Genomic DNA, 13,156 nt, shown 5'->3' with positions numbered 1-13,156 from the left:
TTAGATTGGCTCTCCAACCTGGGCTCGAACCAGGGACCTGCGGATTAACAGTCCGTCGCTCTACCGACTGAGCTATTGGAGAATCTGATGCGCATTTTAGGGTTGAAATTACTAGTCGTCAACCAATTCTTGTAAAGAAATGAATAGTTTGATTTATTAATACTCAAATTGATGTAAATAACAAAAAAACCATCCTAAAAGGATGGTTTTTTAAACCTAATAAGACGGTTAAATCTTATTTTTCTACGCCAGCTTCTTGACCAGCATATTTCGCGTTAGCGTAATCCCAGTTCACTAAGCTTTCTAAGAAAGTAGAAATATACTTAGGACGAGCGTTACGGAAGTCGATGTAGTAAGCATGTTCCCAAACATCGATCGTTAATACAGCTACTTTACCATGAGCAAGTGGAGTATCAGCATTTGAAGTTTTCATGATAGAAAGTTTACCATTTACTTCATCAGCAACTAACCAAGCCCAACCTGAACCGAATTGAGTTGTAGCAGCAGCAGCAAATTCTTCAGCAAATTTTTCGTAAGAACCGAAAGCTTCGTCAATTTTAGCAGCTAAAGCACCAGTCGCTTTACCACCACCGTTTTTAGCCATACAGTTCCAGTAGAATGTGTGGTTCCAAACTTGTGCTGCGTTGTTGAAGATACCCGCTTTAGAAGCATCACCAGCAGAAGCTTTGATGATTTCTTCAAGCGTTTTACCTTCAAGATCAGTACCTGCAATTAGGTTGTTTAAATTAACAACATAAGTATTGTGGTGTTTGTCGTGGTGGTATTCTAAAGTTTCTTTGCTGATGTGTGGAGCAAGATCTTCGTAACCGTACGGAAGAGCTGGTAAAGTAATCGTTGTCATGTTTTAAGTTCCTTGCATTGTGCTGGGTTTTACATCGAAGTGCACTTATTGTAATAGATTCTCACCATATTTTGCGCATTACTTATAAATAAGAATACAGAATAAAGCGTGAATTAATACGTATAAGCTCACTCCAATTTAAAACGCGTGGTTAAATCAATTTAAATAGGATTATTGAGTTCAACGTAATGATATTCAAGACCAAATTGTTCACAAATTGCTTGACCTAGTCGTTGAACACCATAACGTTCAGTCGCATGATGTCCACATGCGTAATAATGCACATCTAATTCTAAAGCTTGATAAAAGGTACGCTCACTAACTTCACCTGAAATATAAGCATCGCAATTTTGTTCGGCAGCTTTAGTGATAAAGTCTTGAGCACCGCCAGTACAAAATCCAACTTTTTGAATACTTGGTTTATCAGCCATCAAATGTATCGCATCATAATTAAGTTGTTGTGACACAAAAGCTTTGAACTCATCTGGTGTCATTGCATTTTTTAAATAGCCGATATTTCCAATGGGATGACGTTCACTCGGATCAAGTGCTTCAATTTGATCAAGATGAAGTAAATCTGCTATCGCAGCATTATTTCCCAAGCTAGGGTGGCTATCGAGAGGTAAATGATAAGCTAATAGTGAAATATCATGTTGAATGAGTGATTTAATTCGCTTGCCACGCATTCCTGTAATCGGAGATGGCTCACCTTTCCAAAAATAGCCATGGTGAACCAATAAAACATCAGCTTGCAGCTCGATTGCAGCATCAATGGCTGATTGAGAAGCCGATACAGCACAAACAATTCGCTTTACTTCTGTTTTACCTTCGATTTGCAGACCATTGGGAGCGTAATCTTTAAATTCATTGGCCTTTAGGGTCTGATCACACCATTGGATAATGTCGTTTAGCTTTGCCATAATGTTCTTAAGTCTGTGAAAATATAAAGATCAAAGCATATTTTTAATCTTAACTAAAGCCGAACAAAACTATTTTCACAATTTTAGGTATATAAATTTTTTTTGATTACAATATGCAGTCATAAAATACTTTTGTCATCAATAAATTAAAATTCTCAGAGGATATTAAAGTGCGCCGGTCCTTTACATGGTTACCATGGGTGTTACTCATTATTGTCATTATTAGTTTTGTCACATGGCAAAAACTAAATCAACCAAAGCCTCAAATAGCAGCTGATGGATATAAAATGCCAGCTGAAAAAGTAGAACCTTTGGTGGATACGACACGTTCTGGGGGAGTAGTGTCATACAATGCTGCGGTAAAGGTCGCAGCACCTGCAGTCGTTAATATTTTTACAACACAAACTGTAAAAAAAGTGGATCATCCGATTTTAAATGATCCTGTTTTTAGAGAATTTTTTGGTGGTCAATTACCTGAACGTTTTGGACAAGAACCAAATGAAAATAGTTTGGGTTCGGGGGTGATTGTTCGACCTGATGGTTATATTCTGACTAATAATCATGTGATTGCACAGGCTGACCAGATTGTTGTAGCTTTGTATGATGGTCGTCGAGCAGAAGCCAAAGTAATTGGAACAGATCCTGATACGGATTTAGCAGTCATTAAAATCGAAATGGACAAACTGCCAGTGCTTCCTTTCAAACTGAGTGGAAATGAAGTTGGAGATGTTGTACTCGCAATTGGTAATCCATTTGGCGTGGGACAAACAGTTACGCAAGGGATCATATCTGCGACAGAACGTTCGGGATTGGGTATAAATTTCTATGAAGATTTTATTCAAACCGATGCTGCTATTAATCCAGGTAATTCTGGGGGAGCACTCATTGATGTTGCAGGTAATTTGATTGGGATTAATACTGCAATTTTCTCGCAATCGGGTGGTTCTTTAGGAATTGGTTTTGCTATTCCTGCTAAAGTCTGCCAGCAAGTTCTGAATTCAATATTAAAAGAAGGCAGAGTCATTCGAGGGTGGCTAGGTATTGGTTTGGCGAATCCGACGCAACCCGATGTATTACAACCTCGTGAGAAGGGTGTAATTGTGAGCAGCGTCTATGAGTCTGGTCCTGCAGATAAAGCTAAGATTAAAGTCGGTGATCGGATCATGAAAGTAAATGATCAGGAGATCAATAATCCATCACAATTGATTAATTATGTTGCAATGCAATCACCGAATACCTCTGCAAAAATTGAGATTTTACGTGAAGGTAAGAGCATCAATACTGAAGTGGTTATTGGTGAACGACCAGCTGAAACCAGCGATCGTAATAGCCAGTATATTCCATTACCTCGTCGTTAAATTAAAAAGCCCCAGGAATATGGGGCTTTTTTATAATTCTTAGATTCTATATTGTTTCATACCTTTGAATGAATCTGAATAAATCTGCTATTTAATAATTAAATACGGTCATGCATTCCTAAGTGACGGTGAGATAGGGTTTTAACACATGCAAAATTGAATTCACTCAACAAGGATTAAACAGTGTGCGAAACAAAAAAAGCCAGTGGTTCACTGGCTTTTTTGAGAATAAAATTAGCTTTCCTGTTGAATACCCGCAACCAACCAATCTTGACTAGAACCTGCTGGTTTAACGAAATGCCAAACTTCAGCAAACGGTTGTGGAAGGCTATTTAAGTCTTCACTTACCGTACCCGTGAAACGAACGCTGACAATGTATTGACTATTTTCAGTCGCAGAATCAACAACCATAGCATTCAGATTTGAAAACTCAGCTACGTCTTGATCTTGGTTACCCATAATATCGTTATACATCGATTGATAAAGATCAGGCGTCAAATAACGTTGAATCTCAGCAATATTACTTGCCGTATTCATCGATTGAATATGGTTGAAGCGTTGGCGTGCAATGCGTAAGAAAGCAGCTGGTTCAGTTCCGTCAGGTAGCTGACTTCCACTAGACATTGTTGCTGTACCAAAAGGAGCTTGTGGTGCTTGACCAAACGGCGCTTGAGATGCAGCTGTGCCACCGCCCACAGATTGACCAAAAATATTGGTATTGTCATTAGACACTGAAGGGCGAGGTGCAGCAGTTTGACCAAACGGTGCAGATTGTGGACCTGAACTGTTTGGTGCATAAGGGTTGTTAGCCGCTAATTTTTTTTTTGCTCCGAATTTACGGAAGATGAAGAACGCAGCAGCAGCAATAATCAACAACCAGACCCAACTTGGGATACCACCTTCTTCCTCAGGTTGTGCAGCAACTTCTGCTTGACTCGCTGGAACAGTATCATCATCTGCTAAAGCATTTGCTGCGACTGCACCAATTGCAGCACCAGCAACACCAGCAGCGACCATACCACCCACACCAGGACCAGACTTTTGTGGCGCAGTCGCTGGAGCAGCAGGTTGTTGGGCAGGAGTAGCTTGACGTGGTTGCTGATATGATTGGGTTGGAGCAGCAGAACGGCTCATACCATGGCTTTTACCACCACCAGCACGTTTTGCTTCTGCAAAAGGAGCTACCATGAGTGTCGCCATTAAAATACCCGCAACTAAACTACGCTGTCGAACTTCCATCTAAAATTCCTATTTTAAAAAGTTAATTTCACACTGTATTTATGCAGTCTTTTGGCTTAAATTTCAACTTAAACCTCAATTTTTTTCAGTATTCATACACAGTGTATAGTTAAATAAATTGATCAGCTGAATTAATGTTCATCCGCTAAGCTCATCGCTTCAGTTAAAGCTTCATGTAGACGGGCAACGGCGATAATGCGAACACCAGGAATATCCTTTTGTGGTGCATTCGCTCTAGGGACTATAATATATTTAAACCCGTGCTTAATTGCTTCCTTCAACCGTTCCTGCCCGTTAGGTACGGGACGAATCTCTCCCGATAATCCCACTTCGCCAAATACAGCCAATTGCTGAGGGAGTGCTTTTGCTCTCAAACTTGAAGCACAGGCCAATAAGACGGCGAGATCTGAACCTGTTTCAGTAATTTTTAAGCCACCAACAACATTCACATATACGTCTTGACCAGAAGTTTGAACACCACCATGACGGTGCATGACGGCGAGTAGCATATTCAAACGGTTTTGCTCAAGACCCAATGCAACACGGCGAGGTTGACCATGCGCGTCATCTACTAGGGCTTGCACTTCAACTAAGAGTGGACGTGTGCCTTCTCGACTAATCATGACGATAGAACCAGGAATCGCTTCATCATATCGGCTAAGAAAGATGGCTGAGGGATTGGCAACCTCTCTAAGCCCTTTATCAGTCATCCCAAAAACACCGAGTTCATTGACTGCACCAAAACGATTTTTAACAGCTCGAATCATTCGATAACGTGAATCAGATTGACCTTCAAAATAAAGTACGCAATCGACCATGTGTTCTAAAACACGAGGGCCAGCTAAAGCACCTTCTTTGGTCACATGACCCACAATAAATAAAGCTGTTCCGCTGTTCTTCGCAAAACGTGTCAGAAGGGCTGCAGATTCTCGAATTTGAGAAACGCCGCCTGGCGCAGACTGTAAGGTTTCAGTGTATAAAGTTTGAATCGAGTCTAAGATCGCGACAGCAGGTCGTTCATGCGCTAATACTTCGCAAATACGCTCTACGCACGTCTCAGCCATCACTTTTAATTGATCAGTTGGAAGATCCAAACGATTGGCACGTAATGCAACTTGAGATAAAGATTCCTCACCAGTGACATATAGGGCGGAACTTTTCGCTGCAGCCATATGGGTTGCCGTCTGCAAAAGAATTGTTGATTTACCAATACCAGGGTCACCACCGATCAGTACAACTGAACCAGTAACAAGCCCTCCGCCTAAAACGCGATCAAATTCTCCAATCCCTGTTGCTAAACGTGTTTCGTGAGAAACTGAAACTTGATTCAATGTAGTGATTGATGCTGCTTGACCAGCATAACCACCTGCAATTTTTGGATTTGCACGATGCGTAATCGCAGGGGCAATGGTGACTTCAACTAAACTGTTCCATTCTCCGCATTCTGAGCATTGACCTGCCCATTTAGGATGATCTACGCCACATTGTTCACAGCGATATACACTTTTTGCTTTAGCCATAACTTGATATAGGTTTTTTGAATTTCTATATGCTGAGCATACTGAGTAAAGGTCACGAAAACAAAAAAATATTGATCAAATTTAAAAACAATAAGACAAGTCATGACGTGTGCTTTAACGAGATATTGAATTAAAGCGATCATGAATTAATTTATACTCATATCAAGAATCGACTGAGTTATTTGATATGCGCTTGTACGCCCAACATATTGATGCCATCGCACGTGAAATACAGCGTGATGTGCTGTTTATTCATTTTGAGAATTACACGGATGATCAGAATGAGGAAGAAAATATTCGAGATCTTGTGATTACATGGCTTGAACAACATGAAATTGAATTTGAGCCATGTCTAGGTTTGTCAGGTGAGGATGAAATTGATAGCTATCTGGGTGATCTATATCTAGATATTCCTTTTGATGAGCAAAATAAGCAGTATCAGCTGGTTAAAAATTATCTTGAAGATGATCAAGGCAATATGAAAATTGAACATGTTCTATTTTTTGTATTGAGCTTAGAGGTTGCGGAAGAAATTGCAAAGGATCAAGAGGAAAAACAAAATTTGAACGATCAGAAATTTTCGTGAAAAGACAAAAAAAGCCTCATCAATGAGGCTTTTTTTGGTTTGATTCTATTAATTTGTTTAATAAAGCTCACCAGATTTTCGTCGTTCAATAAAATCTTTAGATTCTTTCGCAATAACTCCAGAAAGTAACAATAAGGCAATTAAGTTTGGTGCTGCCATTAAACCATTGAAGGTGTCTGCGAAAAGCCAAACTAAATCAAGTGTGACGACACAGCCTACAAATACTGAAGCAATATAAATGAGACGATAAATAAATACTGACTTTTCACCCAGTAAATAGGTACAACATTTTTCGCCGTAATAACTCCAACCTAAAATAGTTGAATATGCAAAAAAGATGATTCCGAACGTAACAACCCAGCCTCCAAATCCTGGTAGTAATTTGTCAAAAACACTAATGGTCAGAACAGCCCCAGTTTGATCACCAAATGTTTGTCCAGCCATGATGAAGCCCATGACTAAAACAATACCTGTGATTGAACATACAACAATTGTGTCAATGAAAGTACCAGTCATTGAAACTAAGCCTTGACGGGCAGGGTGGTCAGTTTTAGCTGCTGCCGCTGCAATTGGAGCAGAGCCCATACCAGCTTCGTTTGAAAATACACCACGGGCAACACCGTAACGAATCGCTGCACCAATCGCACCACCTGCTGCCGCTTCACCTGTGAATGCATAGGTAAAGATCATTTTTAAAGCAGGAACAACTAATTCAAGGTTATTGAAAATAATAATTAGCCCGCCAATGACATAGCCTAGAGCCATGACTGGAACAATAATTGAGGATGCTTTGGAAATAGACTTAATACCGCCTAAAATCACCAATGCAGAGAAAATTGTAATAATGATGGCAGTGGTGAGCGTGCTTATACCCAAACTATTTTCTACTGCTAGTGCCACTGTGTTTGATTGAACTGAGCTACCAATACCAAAGGATGCTAATGTACCAAATAATGCGAAGAGGACTGCGAGCCACTTCCATTTCGCGCCAAGTCCTCGTTCAATGTAGTACATTGGACCACCAGACATTTCTCCTTTTTCATTTTTTACACGGTATTTGACCGCCAAAACACCTTCACCGTATTTGGTTGCCATACCGAAAAATGCAGTCATCCACATCCAGAATACAGCACCCGGACCACCCAGTACACAAGCAGTCGCTACCCCTGCGATATTACCTGTACCAATCGTGGCTGAAAGTGCGGTCATGAGTGAGGCAAATTGTGAGATATCTCCCGAGTCTTTTTTTTCTGGGTGTTTCCCGAACACTTGTTTAAATGCCAAAGGAAGCATCCTGAATTGCCAAAAAAGTAGACGGAATGTTAAGAAAACACCTGTCCCAACAATCAGCACCAGCATATAAGGTCCCCAGACTAAGCCGCTGAGTGTTTCCATGATTGATTGTATTTCTTGCATAAATTACCTTCTTATTTTCCTGATTGTTTTTTACATGCATGATCAAGCAAGGGATATGCCATACTTTTGCGCGATCAAACACATCATTCCTTTTGATTATTTTTTGCACTTATATTTTTTACATATAACAACAAGATTTTCAATATTTTACTCAAAATAAGATAAATAACTATGATGAATAATTGATCACTCTAGTGATATATAAGAAAAATGAATTAATACTTTAAACTAATTAGAAAATATTGATCGTGCTAATTTTCTTTTTGAAATCTGATTTTTTTCAGTTAAGTTGTGCCGATTAATATATTTGGTGAATTTGAAAATGTCAGATCAAAATATAAATTCGCCTCAGCAAAATGGTGAATTACAACGAAGTCTATCCAATCGACATTTGCAGTTAATTGCAATTGGAGGCGCAATTGGGACAGGTTTGTTCATGGGCTCTGGGAAAACAATTAGCCTAGCTGGTCCTTCAATCCTTGTAATTTACATGATCATCGGTTTCATGGTTTTTTTAGTGATGCGAGCACTAGGCGAATTGTTGCTTTCAAATTTGCAATATAAGTCGTTTATTGATTTCGCCACGGATTTAATTGGACCATGGGCAGGTTACTTTGTTGGCTGGACCTACTGGTTGTGTTGGATCACCATCGGTATTGCAGATTTATCGGCGATCATTTATTACCTTCAGTTCTTCAATAATGGGATGCCTTTTAGCCCTGAAGAAGGGGTAATGATTAGCATCGCTGCAATCGTATTTATCATGGGATTGAATCTTGTTACGGTGAAACTGTTTGGTGAATTAGAATTCTGGTTTGCTTTAATCAAGATTATCGCAATTGTGGTTTTAATTGGCGTTGGCTTTTGGATGATATTTACAGGTTTCACTTCTACATCAGGTGAAATCGCAGCATTCAGCAATATTTGGTCAAACGGCGGGATCTTCCCAACAGGTGCAATCGGTTTCTTGGCAGGCTTCCAAATCGCAATTTTTGCTTTTGTGGGTGTAGAACTGGTGGGTACAACCGCAGCTGAAACTAAAGATCCTGAAACGAACTTGCCGAAAGCTGTCAACTCGATTCCTATTCGAATCATTATTTTCTATGTTTTGTCATTGCTGGTGGTGATGTCGGTTACACCATGGAATACGATTGATCCGAATATTTCCCCATTTGTAAACTTGTTTAGTCAAGCAGGTATTGCAGCCGCTGCTATTATTATGAATTTGGTTGTGTTGTCTTCAGTGATGTCATCGATGAACAGTGGCGTATTCTCAACCAGTCGCATGCTGTTTGGCTTATCGCGCGAAACTCAAGCACCTGAAGCTTTTGGAAGACTGAATAAGCGAGCTGTGCCAGCGAATGCCTTGTATTTCTCAGCAGTATGTTTGTTACTAGGGGCAGCACTGCAATACTTCGTACCGAATACGGTGGAAGCATTTACTTTAGCGACAACACTTTCCACCATTTTATTTATTTGTGTATGGTTGATGATTATTTGGAGTTATGTGGTGTATTACAAAACACGCCCAGAACTTCATGCCAAATCGAAATTTAAACTACCAGGTGGATTGGTGACATGTGCGATTGTTGCTATATTCTTTATTGGCATGATTGGAGTATTGGCTTTAGAAGATGATACTCGCCGTGCATTGATGGTGAGCCCGATTTGGTTTGTTATTCTGATCATTGGTTATTTTGGTTTTTATAAGAAAAAATAAAAACTTATAAATGATTTGCAATTTAGGTCAAAAGAAACGTCAGTAATTACTGGCGTTTTTTTATTTCTGTTATTAATCTGTTGCGTTAAATACTTTGGTGAATTAGATGATCAAGGTATACTTCTATAAATTTTACTGATAGGTGTAGGTATGCGTATTTTGATCGGAGTTATCAGTGCAGCCGTTGTTTCAATCTTGGCTGGATGTGGTCAGACTGGTGCATTACAACTACCCAGTGATCCAAACTATGACAAGCGAGCACAATATTTAATTTATAAAAACAATGATCGCCCAAGTCAGGATCAAGCTGAACCTAAAGCAGATGCTGCACCTACTCAAGATTAATATTCATTTATTTTTTTTCTCCAGCGCAATTTAGAAAGGATACATCCATGAGTTTCCCTCGCATTCAAGGGGTTTTGCACGCAGAACAATGTTCATTGGATCAACTTGCTCAGCAATTTGGTACACCACTTTATGTTTATTCAAAAGCAACTTTTGAAAAACATTATTTGGATATGGATCGTGCTTTTAACTTTATCGATCACCAAATTTGTTTTGCAGTGAAGTCAAACTCAAATATCGCAGTTCTAAATGTGTTGGCGAAACTTGGCTGTGGTTTTGATATCGTGACTGGTGGTGAATTAGCACGTGTTTTACGCGCAGGTGGTGACGCTTCTAAAATTGTTTTCTCTGGTTTAGGTAAGTCTGAGGCTGACATTCGTCAAGCATTAGAAGTGGGTATTGCGTGTTTTAATGTGGAATCATATGCAGAGCTTGACCGTATTCAAAAAGTTGCAGCAGAACTTAATGTAAAAGCTCCAATTTCACTTCGGGTAAATCCAGATGTTGATGCCAAAACACATCCATATATCTCGACTGGCCTTAAAGAAAATAAATTTGGTATTCCATCTGATTCGGTATATGAAACGTATCAGTATGCAGCAAGTTTAAGTCACTTAGATATCGTAGGAATTGATTGTCATATTGGTTCACAATTGACTGAAACTCAACCTTTTGTTGATGCGCTAGATCGTGTCATGAACATGATTGAAGCATTGAAAAAATTAGGGATCAACCTCAAACATATTGATATTGGTGGTGGTCTTGGTGTGACTTATAAAAATGAAGTTCCACCGACAGTTGAAGAATATGCAAATGCTTTACGTCCTGCATTAAAAAAACTTGGTCTTAAAGTGTATATGGAGCCAGGGCGTAGTATTTCGGCGAATGCTGGCGTATTGGTGACGAAAGTTGATCTTTTAAAACCTACCAATCATCGCAATTTTGCAATTGTTGATGCAGCAATGAATGACTTGATTCGTCCTTCTTTGTACGAAGCTTGGATGGATATCCAAGAGGTTAATCAAAATTCGCAAACTGAGAAAAAAGTTTGGGATGTGGTTGGTGCGATCTGTGAAACAGGTGACTTCCTCGGTAAAGAGCGTGAACTTGCGATTCAAGCGAACGATCATTTAGCTGTTTTGGGTGCAGGTGCTTATGGTTTTGTGATGAGTTCAAATTACAACAGCCGAGGTCGTGCAGCAGAGGTGATGGTTGACGGTGATCAAGCACACTTAATTCGTCAACGTGAAACGATTGAGTCTCTGTGGGAACGTGAGTCCTTATTGCCTTAAGGAGACAATAGATGTTGCTAGAATTTACTAAAATGCATGGTCTAGGTAATGACTTCATGGTGGTTGATTTAATCAGCCAACGTGCTTATCTAGATCCTGTCATGATTCGCCGGTTGGCTGACCGTAATTTTGGCATCGGTTTTGATCAGTTATTAGTTGTTGAAACACCAGATCATCCAAACGTTGATTTCAAATATCGCATTTTTAATGCGGATGGTTCTGAAGTTGAGCAATGCGGCAATGGCGTTCGTTGTTTTGCCAAATTTGTTCATGATCGTCATTTAACCAATAAAACTAAATTCAAAGTGCAAACAAAGGCGGGGATTGTCGAGCCTGAGTTGGGTGCGAATGGATGGGTTCGTGTGAACATGGGGTATCCGAAGTTCTTACCGAACCAAATCCCATTTCTAGCAGAAGCTCCAGCTGCTTTATATGATTTAGCTTTAGCGGATAATGAGACGATCAGCATCGATGTGGTCAATATGGGAAATCCGCATGCAGTGACTATTGTTCCAGACGTGTTAACTGCTGATGTTGCTAAAATAGGCCCGCAAGTGGAGTCGCATGAACGTTTTCCTGAGCGTGTAAATGCTGGATTTATGCAGATCGTTGATGAAAAACATGCTCGATTACGAGTTTTTGAACGTGGTGTGGGAGAAACATTAGCTTGTGGTACAGGTGCATGTGCTGCTGCTGTCTCAGGTATGCGCCGTGGTTTATTGTCTAGCAATGTGGAAATCGAACTTGCCGGCGGTAAATTGCTGATTGAATGGAAAGAGGGAGATGTGGTTTGGATGACTGGTCCAACTGCAACGGTTTATGAAGGTCGTTTGGATCTACGTTATTTTCAATAAAACTTATTTCCTAACTAAAAAGCCCTGAAATTCAGGGCTTTTTACTTTATGATTTGTTGGAATGCCCACGAGTATTGATGATTAGACATCGATTCAATAGAGAGAAAGCCAAATGCAATATGGCGCAATGCAATTGCTGTCAATGTGGTTGAAAGAGAGAAAGATTCAAAATCAATCTGAGCATACGCTTGAGGCGTATTTCCGTGATGTGTCTGGTTTCATTGACTTTTGTTATGAAAAGAAAATTGAATTAAATCAGGTTGAAGCATCTGATTTACGAGAATATATGGCTTATAAGGTTGAACATCATCAACTCAATAGTGCAAGCTTACAACGTCATTTAACAGCCATTCGTCAATTCATGAAATGGGCTGTGGAAGGGAAATATGTATCGAATAATCCCATTCATGATTTTAAGTTAAAAAGACAGCCAAGGCCTTTGCCGGGTATGGTTGATGTCGAAACGATTCAGCAAATCATGGATCAACCTGCACCTGAATCCTCTCAAGATCATCTCTTGTGGTTAAGAGATAAAGCTATTTTGGAGTTGCTTTATTCAAGTGGTTTGCGATTAGCTGAAGTACAAGGATTGAATATTCGAGATATCGATTTTACACGACAATTACTTCGAATTACGGGTAAGGGAAATAAAACTCGGGTTGTTCCTTTTGGTTTAAAAGCGAAAACAAGTTTAATTGAATGGCTCAAAGTCCATCGTATCTGGTGTGGAGACATTGAATTGGATTCCCCAGTTTTTATTACCAAAAAAGGGAGTCGATTGACGAATCGACAGATTGAAAATCGAGTCAAATTGCAAGCACAAAGAGCGGGCGTAAATGTGGATTTACATCCTCACTTACTGCGACACTGTTTTGCTAGTCATCTGCTTTCAAACAGTGGTGATTTACGAGCAGTTCAAGAAATGCTAGGTCATAGTAATTTATCTACGACACAAATTTATACTCAGTTAGATTTTGATCGTTTGGCTCAAGTCTATGATAAAGCTCACCCTAGAGCCCAAAAATCTTAATCCTCAGTATTAAG

At 39.7% G+C, this 13,156-nt stretch carries 12 protein-coding genes and 1 tRNA gene; 7 read left to right on the top strand and 6 right to left on the bottom strand.

Going from position 1 to position 13,156, the window contains the following annotated elements:
* Window positions 1-6: 6 nt before the first annotated feature.
* From AC1M9I_RS03845 to AC1M9I_RS03835, 3 genes are all read right to left on the bottom strand, one after another.
* Window positions 7-82: transfer RNA gene (locus AC1M9I_RS03845), tRNA-Asn, on the bottom strand.
* Window positions 83-235: 153 nt separating this feature from the next.
* Entirely contained in the window at window positions 236-862 is a 627-nt protein-coding gene (locus tag AC1M9I_RS03840; RefSeq protein WP_092765960.1) for a superoxide dismutase, read from the bottom strand.
* Between the two features lie 161 nt (window positions 863-1,023).
* Window positions 1,024-1,782, bottom strand: a complete 759-nt coding sequence (locus AC1M9I_RS03835; RefSeq protein WP_481588532.1) for a Nif3-like dinuclear metal center hexameric protein — start codon at window positions 1,780-1,782, stop codon at window positions 1,024-1,026.
* A 170-nt stretch (window positions 1,783-1,952) separates the two neighbouring features.
* Between AC1M9I_RS03835 and AC1M9I_RS03830 the strand changes: the two genes are divergently transcribed.
* Complete coding sequence (locus tag AC1M9I_RS03830) at window positions 1,953-3,140, top strand: trypsin-like peptidase domain-containing protein (protein WP_180028696.1); 1,188 nt, start codon at window positions 1,953-1,955, stop codon at window positions 3,138-3,140.
* 234 nt (window positions 3,141-3,374) lie between these two features.
* Here AC1M9I_RS03830 and AC1M9I_RS03825 read toward each other — a convergent pair whose 3' ends face one another.
* Complete coding sequence (locus tag AC1M9I_RS03825) at window positions 3,375-4,379, bottom strand: Tim44 domain-containing protein (protein WP_481610720.1); 1,005 nt, start codon at window positions 4,377-4,379, stop codon at window positions 3,375-3,377.
* 131 nt (window positions 4,380-4,510) lie between these two features.
* Window positions 4,511-5,899: a DNA repair protein RadA gene (radA, locus tag AC1M9I_RS03820; RefSeq protein WP_481593170.1), complete on the bottom strand. Its 1,389-nt coding sequence runs from the start codon at window positions 5,897-5,899 to the stop codon at window positions 4,511-4,513.
* 187 nt (window positions 5,900-6,086) lie between these two features.
* Between radA and AC1M9I_RS03815 the strand changes: the two genes are divergently transcribed.
* A complete protein-coding gene (locus AC1M9I_RS03815) occupies window positions 6,087-6,485 on the top strand; it encodes a hypothetical protein (protein WP_481593169.1) in 399 nt (132 codons plus the stop codon).
* A gap of 57 nt (window positions 6,486-6,542) precedes the next feature.
* Here AC1M9I_RS03815 and AC1M9I_RS03810 read toward each other — a convergent pair whose 3' ends face one another.
* Window positions 6,543-7,901: an alanine/glycine:cation symporter family protein gene (locus AC1M9I_RS03810; protein WP_481593168.1), complete on the bottom strand. Its 1,359-nt coding sequence runs from the start codon at window positions 7,899-7,901 to the stop codon at window positions 6,543-6,545.
* Window positions 7,902-8,223: 322 nt separating this feature from the next.
* On the opposite strand from AC1M9I_RS03810, the gene AC1M9I_RS03805 reads away from it, so the two are divergent.
* The 5 genes from AC1M9I_RS03805 (at window position 8,224) to AC1M9I_RS03785 (ending at window position 13,142) form a co-directional block, all read left to right on the top strand.
* On the top strand, window positions 8,224-9,621 hold the full coding sequence (locus tag AC1M9I_RS03805; RefSeq protein ID WP_180028700.1) for an amino acid permease: 1,398 nt from the start codon (window positions 8,224-8,226) through the stop codon (window positions 9,619-9,621).
* A 150-nt stretch (window positions 9,622-9,771) separates the two neighbouring features.
* Window positions 9,772-9,966 (top strand): LPS translocon maturation chaperone LptM, encoded by a 195-nt coding sequence (gene lptM / locus AC1M9I_RS03800; RefSeq protein WP_092765967.1) that lies wholly within the window; start codon window positions 9,772-9,774, stop codon window positions 9,964-9,966.
* A 47-nt stretch (window positions 9,967-10,013) separates the two neighbouring features.
* Entirely contained in the window at window positions 10,014-11,258 is a 1,245-nt protein-coding gene (lysA, locus tag AC1M9I_RS03795) for a diaminopimelate decarboxylase (protein ID WP_481610719.1), read from the top strand.
* Between the two features lie 11 nt (window positions 11,259-11,269).
* Window positions 11,270-12,112, top strand: coding sequence for a diaminopimelate epimerase (dapF, locus tag AC1M9I_RS03790; protein ID WP_092765969.1), 843 nt, complete (start codon window positions 11,270-11,272; stop codon window positions 12,110-12,112).
* A gap of 112 nt (window positions 12,113-12,224) precedes the next feature.
* Window positions 12,225-13,142: a tyrosine recombinase XerC gene (locus AC1M9I_RS03785; RefSeq protein ID WP_481589703.1), complete on the top strand. Its 918-nt coding sequence runs from the start codon at window positions 12,225-12,227 to the stop codon at window positions 13,140-13,142.
* Window positions 13,143-13,156 lie beyond the last annotated feature (14 nt).

The organism is Acinetobacter sp. ANC_7553 (assembly GCF_056779895.1).
This window is presented reverse-complemented; position numbering and strand designations above follow the sequence as displayed.

What these genes read in the sequence shown, in the direction of transcription:
- dapF (WP_092765969.1), top strand. Translation starts at nt 11,270, where the DNA reads ATGTTGCTAGAATTTACTAAAATGCATGGTCTAGGTAATGACTTCATG.
- lptM (WP_092765967.1), top strand. Translation starts at nt 9,772, where the DNA reads ATGCGTATTTTGATCGGAGTTATCAGTGCAGCCGTTGTTTCAATCTTG.
- AC1M9I_RS03810 (WP_481593168.1), bottom strand. Translation starts at nt 7,901, where the DNA reads ATGCAAGAAATACAATCAATCATGGAAACACTCAGCGGCTTAGTCTGG.
- AC1M9I_RS03815 (WP_481593169.1), top strand. Translation starts at nt 6,087, where the DNA reads ATGCGCTTGTACGCCCAACATATTGATGCCATCGCACGTGAAATACAG.
- AC1M9I_RS03785 (WP_481589703.1), top strand. Translation starts at nt 12,225, where the DNA reads ATGCAATATGGCGCAATGCAATTGCTGTCAATGTGGTTGAAAGAGAGA.
- lysA (WP_481610719.1), top strand. Translation starts at nt 10,014, where the DNA reads ATGAGTTTCCCTCGCATTCAAGGGGTTTTGCACGCAGAACAATGTTCA.
- radA (WP_481593170.1), bottom strand. Translation starts at nt 5,899, where the DNA reads ATGGCTAAAGCAAAAAGTGTATATCGCTGTGAACAATGTGGCGTAGAT.
- AC1M9I_RS03835 (WP_481588532.1), bottom strand. Translation starts at nt 1,782, where the DNA reads ATGGCAAAGCTAAACGACATTATCCAATGGTGTGATCAGACCCTAAAG.
- AC1M9I_RS03825 (WP_481610720.1), bottom strand. Translation starts at nt 4,379, where the DNA reads ATGGAAGTTCGACAGCGTAGTTTAGTTGCGGGTATTTTAATGGCGACA.
- AC1M9I_RS03805 (WP_180028700.1), top strand. Translation starts at nt 8,224, where the DNA reads ATGTCAGATCAAAATATAAATTCGCCTCAGCAAAATGGTGAATTACAA.
- AC1M9I_RS03840 (WP_092765960.1), bottom strand. Translation starts at nt 862, where the DNA reads ATGACAACGATTACTTTACCAGCTCTTCCGTACGGTTACGAAGATCTT.